The sequence below is a fragment of the Mesorhizobium sp. B1-1-8 genome (assembly GCF_006442795.2).
Lineage (GTDB): Bacteria > Pseudomonadota > Alphaproteobacteria > Rhizobiales > Rhizobiaceae > Mesorhizobium.
This window is the reverse complement of sequence record NZ_CP083957.1, coordinates 397,601-412,491: the sequence shown is the minus strand read 5'-3', so window position 1 is coordinate 412,491 and position 14,891 is coordinate 397,601. Positions and strand designations below refer to the sequence as shown.

Here is a 14,891-nt window from a genome sequence, read left to right as displayed (position 1 = left end):
TATGCTCCTACACATCGCAACCGCCCTCTAGCGCTTTTCCTCGCGCTTTCGCCGCACCAGTTCCTTTATCTGCTCATTGGTCAGTTTTGGCGCATGGGCGACCTTGTCGAGCGTCTTTTCAAAAGCTTCGTCGGACTGGTCAGTCTTCAGCTCGCGCGCGGCCTCGCGGAACTTGTCGATCTGTCGCGGGGGATCATTCGAAGGCGCCTTTTTCTTTTCCAACGTCAGGTTCCTCATCTGTGGCTCGGTCGATCAAATCCCGAACGTTACCTTCTGGCGTAGCCATATCGGCCATAACGTAGCCTTGGCCGGCGATATTGGTAAAGCGTTCCTTCTCTCTCCAAAGGATAGTTCCGATGTAGCGGGGCTTGTCTTCGCTATGCAGCTCGATCCCTGCGCTTTCGAGCCGCGCAACGATTTCTGCACGGGTAAGGGGATGCCCGGCGCCTCGAATCACCCTCTCCGCTAAGTCCGCAATCTCCGGAGGGCGCAGCCTTCTGGACTGTCGGGGCGACAAGGTTTCTTTGTTTCCGGTCCCCGACGATTCCTTCACCAAGGGTTCAATTTGTTCCCCTTCTGGTCCGCCAAATTGCCTATACATGTCCAAAAATGAGTCGATTCGAGCCAATTCGAACTCTAATTCTTGCTTTCTTTTCAGGGCATTAGCATACGCGCGATCCATCCTGACCTCCTGCATGGGCGAAGATGATGAGAATATAGCGCTGCCCCTCACGCATAGGTCATTGGCGTACGAGCGGGCAGGAAAACGAAAAGGCCGCAAACCCGGTGAGACGGGAATGCGGCCCAGATGACCAGCAACCGATTAGAGGCGACAGAAACCTCGCGATCACTAGTGGTGACACTCTAGAATCGCACTTCCGCCGCCTCTTTTCAAGGCCTCTCGCTCCGAAAGAGGTACGTCATGGTTTGGGTTAACCCCTACCTGCGTTTCCGCTTTGGCCGCACGGAATCCGTATGCGGCGTAGCCGCCTAGCCGTTCCGATCAACCTGATTTGCCGGGGACCTAGATCCCCGGCTTTTTTTTGCGGTGGCTCGCACCTCGCCAGATCGGCAATTCGAGTTGCACCGGCTTTCGGAAATGGTCCTGCTTGTCCTTAAGCAGGTCTATGATAGGTGAGGCGCTTGCACCCTTTAGCGCGATGAAAGCGCGGGTGCCATCATCGACGCCAAGGGCGATCCGGTTCGAATAGCGGAAATCGAACTCGGCAAGGTAGCGGTGCAAGTGAGCCTCGCCGCAATGCTGGTAAACGCCCTTCATGCCGCGCTTGAAGATCGAATAGAAGCCTTCGACGGTATTGGTGTGGATGGTATTCGCGCCTTCATAGCGAACGTATTCGTCCTTGGAATGCGTGACGAAATCATGGGAGGCGAAATCCTGGCCGGCGCGGCGATAGATACCTGACTCGTCGGTCATCAAGGCGCTTTCGCGAGCGATGTTGGCGCGCACGATCGGCATGACATTGCCCATGCGGGCGGTATCGACATGGAAGGAACTGCGCGACCACCACGCTCGACGAGCGTAACGACGGTGTTCTTGTGAGCGCCACCGCCCGTCTTAACCGGAGTGCCCTTCAAGCGGCCGATGTAGGTTTCGTCAACTTCGACGGTCTTGCCATTGCCGCCCATCGGGGAAAGTTCGCCAGACGCCATTGCAAGACGAATGCGGTGACACAGGAACCAAGCGGCCTCATAGGTGCATTCGAGTATGCGGTGCATCTGATGAGCGCTGATGCCCTTCTTCGATGCGCACATAAGGTGGATGGCCTGTAGCCACTTGGTAAGCGGCAGATGGCTTTCCTCGAAGATCGTGCCCATGCGGACGGTGAACTGCGAACGGCAGGCGCTGCACTTGTACAGGCCATGCCGCTCGGCACCGTTCGGGTTCTTTTTGGAAGGCTTGGTGCGAACGCCCTTCAAGGCGTAGTGGCGATCAACGCTACCGCACTTGGGGCAAACCGGACCGTTCGGCCACAGTATGGATTCGACATGCTCGAAAGCCTTGGCTTCGTTATGGAATTCGGGGCGGGACAGAATGGACATGGAAATCTCCTATGTCCTTACCCTACGTAATCACTTTGGGTTTGTCAACCGGATAATCGCCTTTTGCCGATAGCGAACAAAATGGGAACAAAAAGAGTCAAGGCCTCTTGACCAGGCAGGAATATGTTCCTCATTTTGAGGCATGCCTGAGCAACCTGAAAAGTGGCCGCGCGGTGCGGCCTGGACCCTGACGCATGCCCATGACGCCGGGCAGGTGGCCGGCATTCGTTGCGCCCGCTGCAACCTCAAACGCTTTTACAAACCGCTCGAGCTGCGCGAGGTGATCGGCAATGTCACGATTGACGAGGTTCGGGCCAAGGTCCGCTGTCAGAAATGCGGCAGCCGCGAATGGATGGATGCCGAACTATTCCACCCCTCTGGAGAGCAGGCCCATTCAATCAAGTATCGGCGGCTGGTGCAGATCCGATGGGAGAAGCGCGTCATCTGGCAGGATGAATGACAGCCGACGCCCTGAAGGGGCGGGGGTTTTTTTGGGTAGCCTAAGAGGCGCCGGCCTAGGCGGATTCAAGGTCCGCCGCCGACCCTGCGCGCCGAGTCAATTGGGGGTCGGACGCTCCAAGCTTGCAGTTTGATGCAGCGGAAGGCGTCCAGCAAAAAGCCGCTGACAAACCGGCGAAGCGGCCAACGAATTGGACGGGTCGGCTATTGCGCCAATTCGTTTTGGTGGGCTCTTTGTCGACGCGGTCGTCAGCACTCTTGATCCGCTATGTTCGCCTGCACCGTGAGCATCGCCAACCTACCTGCTAATCGTTTAGAGGCGGCCCAGCAGGCGCGGGTGTGGCTGGATGGCCGCTGGGCCTGACCGGCGTGTTGGGGGGGCGCCGGCTGAAACGGCAGCTTAGTCCTTTTTCCTATAGTTGCTAATTCACAAAAGGGGTGATCCGTAAGCATTACGCCCGAATGATATGGCTCTCTGACAGACGAGCGCCAATGAACGGTTCCTTGCCTGAAGTCCGCGAAAAAAGCCCCAGTTGCTGCCGCTCGCGGAGTGGGAGCGACGCGTCCCAGACTGAGATAGCCTGGCTCAGCTCCATTCCGTGGCCAATGCGAAACCAGTCACGCTGGGATCACTATCACTGCCTGAAGTCAGGCATAGACCCGCCTGACAGGGGACTTATCCAGGTCCGAGATCGGCAACGGGAAAGGCTCGACCTGTGTTCCGGTCTTGTCCAGATACAGCATCAGTGCAGTCACCAAGTGGTAGAAGATGCTTGCAGGGACTTCGGTCGCTAATGACCGTCCACGCTCATCGATCCTGTCTATCCATAAGCCAAGCGGTGCCGGATCGATATGCCATCTGAAGAGGCGGGCGACGCGGGCCTCGATCTCGGGTTTCAGGTCCGGCCCGCCAATACCGTCCAGGGCGACGGCTGCCTTGACTGCCTCGCATTGCGGCCAGCTTCGGGAGACCCGGTCGAGGGGGATTCCGTTTCGGGACACGGCTGCATAGGCTAGGCCTGTGGCCCGGTTCAGCCCGCTGGCGACGGCCGACGAGTAGAGCTTCCGCGCATAGGCTACCAAATCCTTCTGTCCGCTCGCTCGGGAGAAGTCGACGAGCAACGAGGCCCATTCGAAATGGTGCCCCGGTTCGGTCCACTGTCCTTCGCCTCCCGGCAAGGGCTGCCAATCGCCGTCAAAGCGCTCCCCAAGTGTCCAACTCTCCTGGTCGAAGAAATGACACCGGAAGAGATCGATGACCCGTGCCGCCCGACGCAGATAAGCGCGGTCGCCGGTAATGTCATGCCAGGCAAGAAACGATTCCAGCATATGCATGTGCGGGTTCGATAACCGCGCGCCGTTCCAGGAGGGAGTTTCGAGGAAGCCGTTCAGGCTGTTGTCCTCCAGATGGGTGTCGATGAAATGAAATGTCTCCTCAGCAAGCCGCAGGGCATCCTGATGGCCGCATCGATGAGCATGAGCAAGAGCCAAAAGCACGCAGGAATGGTCATAGGCATCTTCCGCCGGGTCAGCCACATCGCCGTTGGTCTGAAGGGTCCGCACCCAGCCGCCGCGGTCGGTGCGACCGTATTTGACCATGAAGTTGAGGCCATGGTTGATGAGTTGGTCGGCCGGCCCGGTCCAGCCGCGTTCCTTGGCCACCGCGAAAGCGTAGATCTGGCGTGCCATGGTTCGCATGCGCTTGGTTTTGCCCAACGGCCTTGCATCGAAACCGAGAACCTCGTGGAAGCCACCATGGACATCGTCAACACCCGAGGTCGACCAAAGTGGCAGTGTCTCATCGTAGAGCCAGTGCTCGACGCGCTTGCGCCATGATCCGCTGATGATGACGCGGTCTTCCGACGGCGTGAACTTCGTCTCGAGACGTCCGCTCTTCTCCAACTGCTCAACAACCTTCTTGACGTTCTGGCTGTGACTGACGGGGGCGACGAACACCGCGTCTGGTGTTGCCACCACCGCCACATGCTTCATCCCAATGACGGTCAGCAGTTTACCCTGGCTTCGAAGATAGGAATTGTCGCAATCCATGGCGACGACGTCGCCCATAACGACATTGCCGTCGTGGTCGGTCGGGCTTGCTTCGAGCAGTGATTGCCACGATCCAAGATCGTTCCAGCGGAAAGAAGCTGTGACCATCGCGATATCGCGCGCATGCTCCATCACCGCGTAGTCGATCGATATCGAGCGGGCGGCCGAGTAGAAGCCCTGGGGCAGGTAGATGCCGGAGACATCGGGCCTTGCGGTCCTATAGGCTCGCTCAACGGTTTCCCAGATGTCCGGCTGGAATTCGAGGAATGCCTTCCGCATGGCGTCGGCACGAAACAGGAAGATACCTGCATTCCAGTAGAACCTGCCCGAAGATACATATGCCTGGGCCGTTTCGGCGTCGGGCTTTTCAACAAAACGCGACACTTCGGCAAGTCTCTCAACGTTTGCAGCAACCTCGATGTATCCGTATCCGGTCTCAGGATGGGTCGGCTTGATGCCGAATACGACGATTTTTCCTGAATCGGCAGCTGGCCTGCCCGCATTTACGGTCTCCCAGAACTGCATTTCAGTTGCTATCTCGTGGTCGGAAGGAACCACGAGCATAAGCGCGCCGTCGCCATGTTCGGCGATCGACTCAAGGGTCGCCACCGCCACCGCTGCGGCGGTATTGCGGCCGACTGGTTCGAAAATCGGTCTGCCGCCATTCAGGCCGAGTGGGCTTATGTCCGAGATGATGCGGTCGGCATGCCGCTCGGACGCTACCAGGTAGATGGGGTTTTCGCCGTTCGGCCGCGCCTTGAGTCGCCGAACGGTCTTTGCGAGCATCGAGCCGTCACCCGAGAGGTCATGGAACTGTTTGGGATTATCTTCTCGCGATAGCGGCCACAGTCGTGAGCCGACCCCGCCGCTCATGACGAAGCTTACTATCCGGTCCGGCATGGTCCAATCCTCTCAGAATGTTTGGTTGTAGGCTCCGACCTCCGGATTGCGGCGCAGAATGGCATCAAGGGCCTCAAACATTTCCCGACGTCGCCCCGGCGAGACGGGGCTTTCCACCACCACGACAATTTCCGGCTTGTTCGAGGAGGCCCTGACCAGCCCCCAGGTGCCGTCCTGGGCAACGACCCGCACACCATTTACGGTCACCAGATCCACCAGCGGCTGGCCAGCAAACTCGATCCCGTTCCTCATTATTTTCGTGAATTCCCCGACAACGTTCGCGACGACGCCGTACTTCTCCTCGTCGGGGCATTGGGACGACATCGTCGGGGTGCCAAAGGTCAGCGGCAGGTCGCGGTAGAGATCCGCGAGCGTCTTGCCCGGGTTGCGGTCGAGCATCTCGCAGACGGCGAGGGCCGTGACGAGCGCGTCATCATAGCCGCGCCCGATCGGTGGGTTGAAGAAGAAGTGCCCCGACTTCTCGAAGCCAGCGATGGCGTTGAGTTCGGCTACACGTCTCTTGATGTAGGAGTGCCCGGTCTTCCAGTAATCCGTCGTTGCACCGTTTAGCGCGAGAACGGGATCCGTCATGAACAGTCCCGTCGACTTCACGTCGACGACGAAGACGGACTTCGGATGCAGCGCCGAGATGTCGCGCGCCAGCATGACGCCGACCTTGTCTGCGAAAATCTCGCTACCCTCGTTGTCGACCACGCCGCAGCGGTCGCCGTCGCCGTCAAAGCCGAGCCCGACATCGGCACCTGTCCCCAGCACCTTGTCCCGGATCGCGTGCAGCATGTGCATGTCCTCGGGATTGGGGTTGTAGCGGGGGAATGAGTGGTCGAGTTCCATGTCCAGCGGGACGACTTCGCAGCCGATGCTTTCAAGCACCTGCGGCGCAAAAGCGCCGGCGGTGCCGTTGCCGCAGGCAACCACCACCTTCAGCTTCCTGCCGATGTTTTTTCCGACAGTCAGGTCTTCGATGTATCGCTCGCGAAATCCCCTTATGAATTCATAGCTCCCCCCACCGACGAGATCGAAATCGCCGTCCAGCACGACCGCTTTCAAAGCTGCTATCTGCTGGGGGCCGAATGTCAGGGGCCTTTGCGCCCCCATTTTCACCCCAGTCCAACCGTTCTCGTTATGGGAGGCCGTTACCATGGCCACGGATGGAGCATCGAGCGCGAACTGGGCGAAGTATGCCGTCGGAGAGAGTGCCAATCCGATGTCCTTGACGCGCGCGCCGGCTGCCATCAGACCGCAGACGAGTGCCATCTTGATTGCCATTGAATAGCTGCGGAAGTCGTGGCCGGTGACGATCTCCGGGCCGACACCCAATCTGCGGATCAGCGTGCCGAGGCCCATGCCAACAGCTTGCACGCCCATCAGGTTGAGTTCGGGTTCTTTTTCGGAGTCTGGATGCCCGAACCACCAACGCGCGTCGTATTCACGGAAGCCAGTGGCTTTGACAAGAGCGCTGTTCTCGTATGCGAAAGTGTTAGGCTTGGCCTGGCCGACTATGTTCGGGATCACAGTTTTCGCTCTTCGCAATAGCGGGGATCAGTCTTAGCACTCCGCTTGGAGCGGGCCCATTCATGGAATTGGGGTAGTCCCAACGCCCTTGTTTGTATCCCTTCATCCAATAGGAGCATGCTCGCCGACGGCCGAAAGGACGTCTCGTCCAACCGTCGAGGAATATGGTATTCTTTAGGTGAGCTGAGTTTGGTTGCCGACCTGCGCACGACACAAACCTCGCAGATAGCGGCTCTTGCTTCCGAGTGTCGCGAAATCGATTACATGCGCGAGCGACGAAACTCCGTCTCGACGCTCAGGCCGCTGATTGCTCATTGGCAAATGAGGGCCTCGAGGCATTAGATGGATGCGCTACGGCTGGCGGTCGCTCGAAGAAATGGCCGTAAAGGGTTTATAGGGAAGCTCTCAACCGACAGCAGTCTGCATGGCTGCTCCAAAGAAATGTTGGATTAGACCAATAGATAAGTTACGGGGCATTGAACTCGCCCGGCGATCTGTTAAAATTTTTCGACCGCCCGTCGAAGAGAGGAACTTACAGAAGCGCCATTCGAATTTGCTGGATTTTTTTGATCAGTTGAAGTCGAGGGATTCAACATATGAGCAACGCAGAGATTGCTCTTGGCTTTTCGCTCAGCGAGGCCCGGATCGGAACGGTTGATGGCGGAGAATCTGGGCTTTTAGTGTGGAAATTCGGCCAGTTGGTCGCAGTTCTTACGCAGCTCGATGAGGAAGTCTACTCCACGAAAGGAAAGTGGTTTCTTGAGACAGGTTTCGGGCTGCTGACCGGGCAGCACAGAAGTTTCAACACGATCGAGGAAGCGGTGCGCTGGGTGGCCGAGCGCACATTCTCGGACCATGATTGCGCCGTAGATCGATCGGCCATATTTGCGGCCGGAAGGTAGTTGGGGCGGACCCCACTATACACAGAAGCCAAAAGCGAGGTTGCTGATTGGCTCTGTGCTTTTCGTAATGGCTTGCGCCGGATAGTTACCGCGCGAAGGCGGCTCGTGGAAGCGACCCTACACGGCGGCCATTTTCTTATTGTTTTCGCTCTTCAGCCAGATTTTCCATCTGCGAGAAGATCATTGACCTTGTATGCGACCTCGGTGCGATTAGTCGCCTTCAACTTTCTCATGATGTTTCGGATGTGTACCTTTACCGTGCTTTCGCGAAGGTTGAGCTCATAAGCTATGATCTTGTTTGCTTTGCCACGCCGAAGCGCCTCGGCCACCTCGGCCTGCCTGAGGGTGAACATGTCCTTCAAAGTCAAAGGTAGCGCGTCGCGGCTGCCTGGATTTAGCAGATGCCGAATTGACATGACGCTGCTCGCCGGGACGAAGGTGCCTCCCGCCGCTGCGAGGTTGACAGCCTCGATACAGACATCGACCCCAACCGAGGTGGGAATATAACCGCGCGCGCCGCATTCAAGAGCCGCCAATATCTGCGCAAGATCTTCGGTGTCGGCCAAGACTACCACAGGGACCGACATGAATTCGGACGAAATACGCTTGATCTCGTCTGCAACACCATTATCGGTGACCTTCTGTCCGCCAAGATTGAGCAGGACGGCCATGAGGGGAAAGCCAGGCCGCGTGTTGAAGCGCCATTCTTCGATCGAATGCATGGCGACAATCGTCATGCCGATTTCATGGTCCAGGAGGGCTGATGCCAGGCACTCGCGGTCTAGCGCCCTTTCGTCCAAGATAAGGAGGCATCCCCTTGCTTCTTTTTCGTTAAGCGCTCTCATCTCCCAAGATGTAGCGACTGACCGATCAGCAGAAGTGTTACTACGCAGTCCTTTCGTAGAGTTCATGACGCACCCCAACTTTGCCTCGCGGTCCGCCTTCGCGGCGGCCAAATACGGCACCTCGTTGCAATTTTTGACAGTGGTTTTCCCTCGCAAAGGATCCAGGCTCGATTCCTCCAAGGCTTAAGTTTTCGAGCTTTCCTTCACCTGGCGCCCTTACGAGAACAGCCCGCATAGCTTACGACTTGTATATAAGTGAGCGCTAACATGGATCAATTTGGCACACTTTTACCTCACGGTAAGCCAAATGTCCCGCAGCGGCCCAAGCCGCTGTCCGCCTGGAAAGCATCTTGATTTGCGCGGGCTTGCCGCATATGTGGCTGAGAATTTCCAGATAAAACATTCTCACGACCGCGAGGGCATGCCCTTATCGAAAGAATCTATTTCCGCCACGGCAGACCCAGATGTTCGCCATCGTCTGAAGAGGCTGCGCTAACAGAATCAACAAGTTAAACCCAGGCTACAGACCATATCTCAGATACTCGTTTTCGAACCCTGCCATTTTGACAAGTTTCTTGCGGTTGATCAGTTGTACATGGCCAGCCTTGAAACTGAGGAGGTCGGCCTTGCGAAGCTCGCGCAGCGTGCGGTTAACATGAACGGCGGTCAGCCCGAGAATATCAGCCAGGTCATTCTGGGTGAGGGGACAATCGTACCGTCCATGGGCGGACGAGCCAGCATTGGAGAGCCTCTCCTCCAGTTCAAGAAAGAAGTGGGCTGTGCGGGTTATCGCATTACGTCGCCCGATATTCGCTAGATGCTCTGCCAAGATCGCATTCACGCGGCCTAAGGAACAGGCAACCTCTTTCGCTAACAAGCCTCCCGCAAAGATGGCCTCAGTCAGCTCTTTCCTGGAAACGTCAAAAACAGCTAGCTCAGTTATGGACGCGAGCGACGCGTAGCGGGGACCTTCCACGAAACTGAAACCGATAATGTCCCCCCGAACAGGAGTGTCAACAATCTGCCGTCCACCATTAAGCAGATCGCGATAAAGCAGGGCCCAACCCGATTTTACGATGAAGATCCTGTCGTCTTCGTCGCCTTGGCGGCATACGATCGAATGAGGTTTATACCTTTTTGAGACGACGCCAAAAAAGCCGTTTCCCCAATCCATTTCCGATCCCGCCCGAACGGGATGCGAACGTATGAACTGCAACAGCGTCTGCATGTAGCGCAGAACTCTCCTCCCGTTCCCCTACACGACATCATTTTGCGTCTGGGCGGGACAACACTTCGATAAGGAGGGAGCAATCAAGTTGGTCAGTGGACAAAGTTCGCCGCTCAGCTTTAATCAAATTAGCCATGCGAAGCTACTTCAACCTAGCCGTTTTAGCGGCGCGGTCCGCGCGCTCAGCCTCTGCGATCTCCTTTACAAGCCGGTCGGTTGTTTCATAGTGCCAACACATCAGTCAGACCCGTGAAGTTCGTCAATGACACGTGCCGCAGTCTTTCTCGATTTTAGCCCAGGATTCCACAGGCGCAGGTTGATGTCGCCCTTCATTGTGATGAAGGGTTGCCCAACACAACGGCCCTGACCGCCGCTAGCTCCATGGCGGGCTTTTCCCTTCTCGCGCCACGTCTATGAACTCCACCCTCTTTTCGGCAAAAAGCATTTGCTTTGTAGCACCTGATGGTCGGGCGGCTGCGATTGACGCTTCTAATCATTCAGCCGATCTGGGCGATAGACAGTCGCCGAGGTGAGGTGGCCGGCGCATGATGCCGCGAGTATTTGGCGCCGGTCCTGCGTATCGATGCCGCTCACATCGTGCCTGTCGAGTAGAGGATGTCCAAGGCGACGCAGGATTGATCTGGGCAGACGCATGATGACGGCGATCGCAGGCTTCGGCCGATCGCGATCGCCGTTGTCTTATATGTCATATGCAGCAGCGCAGTCTCAGCTCATTAAACGAGTTTGCGCCCCTGAGGGAGGTAACCCAAAATGAGTGCCCCCAAAGGGATCATTGTATCGTGAGCGGTCGAGGCTCAAGGTGAGGTCTTGCTCGCTGCCCTATCAGGCTGGGACCGGGTGGCCACCAAAGTGAAAGCCACACGCCATGGCCATTGATGCAAAACGCAATTCCGAACCTGTCTGCCCACAGGCGTCTCCCAGTACGCGCAGTAAGGGGCAGGAAGCGAACGCCAGACTTCTCGTCTTTGGTCTCTGCGGGCTGGCCCTAGTCGGTGCAGCGGCTAAAAACTGGGATGCCGCCGAGGCTGTCTCCACAGCCGTGGTACAGAGGACCGAGGCCGCCTCCACCGCCGTAGCGCAGAAGGCGGAGGCTGTCTCCGCGGCCGTGGTGGAGAAAGCGGAGGCTGTCTCGGCAGCCATTGTGCAGAAGGCCAAGCCTATCTCCGCTGCGGTGGTGCAGAAGGTGACTGCCATTGTCGATAGCTGGCAAGATCAACCAGCTCAAGCCTCGACCGAACCGTCCCCTGCTGCCGCGCCCGGGGCCAATAGATCGGCCACGATGTTAGTCGAAAGGGGAATCGTGTCCACCCCCACAGCTATTGGCCCCGTCCCTGGCGCCCGCGCTGCTGTCGATTCAGGCGCCGAGCGCCCCAATACCATCAGCACGGCGCAAGACGCGCCGACCGGAGGACTGTTCGCGGTCGGCGACCGGCTCAAGATCGCGTTCTACGAGCGCGTAGACGTCGAGGAGGACAAGTGGGGGCGTGCGTCCTCGGCTTCGGCCCTGCGCGGCATCCTGCAGCGTCCGGAACTGAGCGGAGAATACACGGTTCAGGAAGACGGCACGATTTCTGTGCCTTTGCTCGGCTCCATTTCAGTCGCCAACCGGTCGGCGCGGCAAGTACAAGCCGACCTGCTGGAAACCTTCGGTCAATTGCTGGGCCGCAAGGGGCTGGTCAATATCCTGTCACTGGAGCGCTCGCCCATTTACGTGCTGGGGCCGGTCAAGAATTCGGGCTCGTTCAAGTACGCACCCGGCATGACAATCCTGCACGCCATCGCGCTTGCCGGCGGACTCGACCTGGGTGCGAGCGAGCCGTGGCAGAAGATCGAAGCCGCGCGTGAAACCCAGAAGCGAAGCGGGGCGATCGATGCCATGGCGAAGCTGCTCGCACGCTCGGCTGTGCTGAAGGCCGAGCGCGACAGCACGCAGCCCAAAATACCGGCCCAGTTGCTGGAACTGGTCGGCGCGACCGAGGCTGCCAACCTCGTTCAAGAGCAAAGCGACCGGCGCGAAGCTGCCGCCATCGCCCGCAAGAGCCGCCAACGCGCGATCCTGAGTGAACTGGAGGCGGCCAAGCAGGATATGGTCGGTTACGGACACGTGGAGTCGCTCGACGAGCTCGTAAAGCTGCGCCAGGAACGTGTCAACGCCATGCGCTCGCTCGTGGACCGCAACGTTCTTAGTCAGACAGTGCTGGATCAAGTTCAAAGCGACTTGTCCGACGCGAAGCAGCGTCAGCGGGATGCCCTCAACCAGTATGCCGATGCCAAGCGACGCCTCGCCTCGCTGGAATCTGAGGCATTGCAGATCCAGGCCGACATTAGGAGCAATCTGGAGACCGAGATCGAGACCAACGAGAACCAGATCGCGGCCAATGAGAGTGAGTTGAAGGTCAGCGAAGGCGTGCTTGAGACGTTGCCGGTGACTGAGGCCAAGTTTGCGAAGGACCCGAACAGGGTAACCTACCAAATCGTGCGGCAATCGGCAGCCGGGCCGGTCAGCATCGCGTCCGTCGGGATGACCCTCTTGCGGCCGGGTGATCTCGTCAACATCATCGTGGGCGGGAGCGAGCCAGGAGGGCAGGCCGGTGCGCGGGTCGCGACCTCGCGGTCCGGCGAGAGGTTACCGGCCGCGTGCACTCAGAACGGAGCCGAGACTGACTGCGTGGTGGCGCAACGGAGAATTGGTCCGAATTGATCGGCCGATGGAGATTGGCTTGAATGGATGAAATCATCGGGACGAAGCAGGAGGGAGATGCCCTCCACGGGTGGGGGGTGCTCCAATCGGAAGAAGAGTGGGAAGCGCGGAATCGCCACCTTGCCGGCAGCTTGAGTCGCCTTATCGACGAACATGTCCAATTCTGCACCGGCAAGGCGCTGGACATCGGGTGCCAAAATGGGGAACTGACTGACCGTTACGCCGCCGCGACCGCACTGAGTTGGCAGGGCATCGACCCGGATATCGACCGCCCGACGCGGTCCGAAGCTGGCCTGGAGATGCTCCCAGGTGTCGCCCACTCCCTGTCTTTTGGCAATGAAAGCTTTGACTGCGTTGCCCTGGCGAACGTGTTCGAGCACTTCAAACCGGCCCTGCACGACGCGAGCATGACGGAGATCTACCGAGTGTTGGCTCCGGGCGGGATACTGGTCGGGCAGATTCCCAACCCGTATTTCCCGATCGAATCCCACAGTCGCTTGCCGTTCTTCGGTTTTGTGCCCCGCAAACTTCAACCGATCTATTGGAGGCTAACACCAACCGGATGGGACTTTGACAGGGCACATTTCTTCATCATAACGATGCGGCACGTGAAGAAAGCCGCTGCCGCGGCAGGCTTCTCGACGGTACTGACCCGGGGTTTCAACTATCGGGTTGATGCTATCCCTAAGACCCTGCGCTGGGCCGCGCAATTTCACAGCCGGCTGGGCATCATGCCTTGGGCATGGCAATTCGTCTTCCGGCGGCCGGAACATTAGATCCCTTTTACAATCAGGATTCCTCTGGAGCATCTGGCCCGCAAGGTAGCCTATACCATCGAAAATCAATTGGAGGGATTGCGTCTGAAGCTCTGGCTGGGATCAGCCTTCACCTTGGCAACCAACCTTAACCTCGCCGCGTCTGCACTGACATCTAGTCCCAATCCAAGCGGCACAACCGGGAGCGCGGCTCTGTCACAATATCGATCCATGTTGGCCGCCGCCAGAGAAGTTGACGTCTGAACTCGCCGTCGACACCGCCCGCTTACACAAATCGCCGCCGCACGATGATTTGGAGATCGTCGCCGTCGCTAAAACAAATGGTCTGACTAACGCGTAAATCAACAGCTCGGAATGTCTGCGTCCGCAAGCAAGAAGTCTGTGAAAATTTCGGTGTTGAGCCGTTCAGAGATATTGGCACAAGTGCAGTCAGATGGAATCGAACGGGACACAGCTGCCTATCAAGCGGGATTGGCCAAAGATTTCGAGATTTCGTCACGACTCGCGAATCCCTGAGAGGATATTTGCGCACTATCAAATCGAGAAAGCTCTGGCTGCTCAGTTGATGAACGCAGATCAAGGCGCCAGCTCGGCTACAAATGAGAGCGCGAGCCGTCGCGGTTCGAGACGATGCCTTGAAGGCGCTTTTTCGCTCGAATGGGCGACGGAGCTTGATTGTGTAGTTCCATTCAGGATGGAACGGGTCGCCGAGGATGTCGAGGTCGACCATCTCGACGCTCGTAGCAATCATTCCGCCGGCCGACCTAAGGTAGGTGTTTCCGCGCGCGATATGCGATGGCGCGCACTCGACAGGCAAGGGACTCAGCCATGACGGATCGTTATACGAAGTCTGTCCTTACCGTAATCGCCGTGTGTTTGGCCGTAATTGCTTTTCGTGAAGTCGCCTCGAGCGGCCAAGTTCATATCGCAGTCGATTGGGTAGACCCAACTGCGTTCCATGAGCCTATTAACGTTAGGGTGCAGCAATAAACGACGGCTCACCCCGCCGGCGAGGTAGCGGGCGGGGGCGAGTGACCGCTTGACGACGCTGGTGCCGAAACTGCGGCAACGTCTGAGGGCGCGCGTCAGAGGCCGGGTCGCTGGCGAGTCGGCGGTGCCGTAATCCAGATCGACGATTGCATCGTCGAGAGGATGGTCAGCAGTCCGAAAAGTTGAACGATATCTGGGATGGCCACAGGATGAAGTCGTGAACGTCGGGCACGCCCAGCATGAACGGTACCAGCAGGGTGAGGTAGTAGGCCGGCATCAACCGAACTGCCCGGCCGATATAGAATCGGCGGAGCACTTCGCCCGCAGGCCGTGCTCCAATCTGAACAGCAAGTTCCGCGTGATGGAAGCCACTAAGGGCGAAGAACAGTTGGACCCCCAGCGCTCCCGCTTCGAGGGGAAGCGTGT

Annotated in this window: 10 protein-coding genes and 1 pseudogene; 4 read left to right on the top strand and 7 right to left on the bottom strand. The window is 58.1% G+C overall.

What is annotated here, in order from left to right; genetic code table 11:
• Nucleotides 1-27 precede the first annotated feature (27 nt).
• From FJ974_RS29635 to FJ974_RS29625, 3 genes and pseudogenes are all read right to left on the bottom strand, one after another.
• Nucleotides 28-222 carry a hypothetical protein gene (locus FJ974_RS29635; RefSeq protein ID WP_140533430.1) on the bottom strand — a complete coding sequence of 65 codons (195 nt, stop codon included), beginning with the start codon at nt 220-222 and terminating at the stop codon, nt 28-30.
• The gene (locus FJ974_RS29630) at nt 194-682 is read right to left on the bottom strand and encodes a hypothetical protein (protein ID WP_140533429.1); all 489 of its coding nucleotides are present in this window, start codon (nt 680-682) and stop codon (nt 194-196) included. Before FJ974_RS29630 ends, FJ974_RS29635 begins: the two co-directional genes overlap by 29 nt.
• 433 nt (nt 683-1,115) lie before the next feature.
• Nucleotides 1,116-2,061: pseudogene (locus tag FJ974_RS29625) on the bottom strand (IS1595 family transposase).
• 142 nt (nt 2,062-2,203) lie between these two features.
• Between FJ974_RS29625 and FJ974_RS29620 the strand changes: the two are divergent.
• A complete protein-coding gene (locus FJ974_RS29620) occupies nt 2,204-2,521 on the top strand; it encodes a hypothetical protein (protein ID WP_140533428.1) in 318 nt (105 codons plus the stop codon).
• A 647-nt stretch (nt 2,522-3,168) separates the two neighbouring features.
• Here the strand turns inward: FJ974_RS29620 and FJ974_RS29615 are convergent.
• Both FJ974_RS29615 and FJ974_RS29610 read right to left on the bottom strand, forming a co-directional pair.
• Nucleotides 3,169-5,469 (bottom strand): mannose-1-phosphate guanylyltransferase/mannose-6-phosphate isomerase, encoded by a 2,301-nt coding sequence (locus tag FJ974_RS29615; RefSeq protein ID WP_140533427.1) that lies wholly within the window; start codon nt 5,467-5,469, stop codon nt 3,169-3,171.
• Between the two features lie 12 nt (nt 5,470-5,481).
• Nucleotides 5,482-7,002 (bottom strand): phosphomannomutase/phosphoglucomutase, encoded by a 1,521-nt coding sequence (locus FJ974_RS29610; RefSeq protein WP_140533426.1) that lies wholly within the window; start codon nt 7,000-7,002, stop codon nt 5,482-5,484.
• Between the two features lie 596 nt (nt 7,003-7,598).
• Between FJ974_RS29610 and FJ974_RS29605 the strand changes: the two genes are divergently transcribed.
• Nucleotides 7,599-7,904 (top strand): hypothetical protein, encoded by a 306-nt coding sequence (locus tag FJ974_RS29605; protein WP_226891681.1) that lies wholly within the window; start codon nt 7,599-7,601, stop codon nt 7,902-7,904.
• A gap of 152 nt (nt 7,905-8,056) precedes the next feature.
• On the opposite strand, the gene FJ974_RS29600 is transcribed toward FJ974_RS29605, so the two are convergent.
• Entirely contained in the window at nt 8,057-8,815 is a 759-nt protein-coding gene (locus tag FJ974_RS29600) for a LuxR C-terminal-related transcriptional regulator (RefSeq protein ID WP_413468380.1), read from the bottom strand.
• 454 nt (nt 8,816-9,269) lie between these two features.
• Nucleotides 9,270-9,977, bottom strand: a complete 708-nt coding sequence (locus FJ974_RS29595; protein WP_140533425.1) for a Crp/Fnr family transcriptional regulator — start codon at nt 9,975-9,977, stop codon at nt 9,270-9,272.
• 886 nt (nt 9,978-10,863) lie between these two features.
• Here FJ974_RS29595 and FJ974_RS29590 point away from each other — a divergent pair.
• Together FJ974_RS29590 and FJ974_RS29585 are read left to right on the top strand one after the other, a co-directional pair.
• Nucleotides 10,864-12,699: a polysaccharide biosynthesis/export family protein gene (locus FJ974_RS29590; protein WP_140533424.1), complete on the top strand. Its 1,836-nt coding sequence runs from the start codon at nt 10,864-10,866 to the stop codon at nt 12,697-12,699.
• Between the two features lie 23 nt (nt 12,700-12,722).
• Nucleotides 12,723-13,475: a class I SAM-dependent methyltransferase gene (locus FJ974_RS29585; RefSeq protein WP_140533423.1), complete on the top strand. Its 753-nt coding sequence runs from the start codon at nt 12,723-12,725 to the stop codon at nt 13,473-13,475.
• Nucleotides 13,476-14,891: the final 1,416 nt, after the last annotated feature.

Bases quoted from the DNA above. Each gene is read 5' to 3' on its own strand.
- FJ974_RS29630 (WP_140533429.1), bottom strand. From the start codon at position 682: ATGGATCGCGCGTATGCTAATGCCCTGAAAAGAAAGCAAGAATTAGAG.
- FJ974_RS29620 (WP_140533428.1), top strand. From the start codon at position 2,204: ATGCCTGAGCAACCTGAAAAGTGGCCGCGCGGTGCGGCCTGGACCCTG.
- FJ974_RS29615 (WP_140533427.1), bottom strand. From the start codon at position 5,469: ATGCCGGACCGGATAGTAAGCTTCGTCATGAGCGGCGGGGTCGGCTCA.
- FJ974_RS29605 (WP_226891681.1), top strand. From the start codon at position 7,599: ATGAGCAACGCAGAGATTGCTCTTGGCTTTTCGCTCAGCGAGGCCCGG.
- FJ974_RS29600 (WP_413468380.1), bottom strand. From the start codon at position 8,815: ATGAACTCTACGAAAGGACTGCGTAGTAACACTTCTGCTGATCGGTCA.
- FJ974_RS29595 (WP_140533425.1), bottom strand. From the start codon at position 9,977: ATGCAGACGCTGTTGCAGTTCATACGTTCGCATCCCGTTCGGGCGGGA.
- FJ974_RS29590 (WP_140533424.1), top strand. From the start codon at position 10,864: ATGGCCATTGATGCAAAACGCAATTCCGAACCTGTCTGCCCACAGGCG.
- FJ974_RS29585 (WP_140533423.1), top strand. From the start codon at position 12,723: ATGGATGAAATCATCGGGACGAAGCAGGAGGGAGATGCCCTCCACGGG.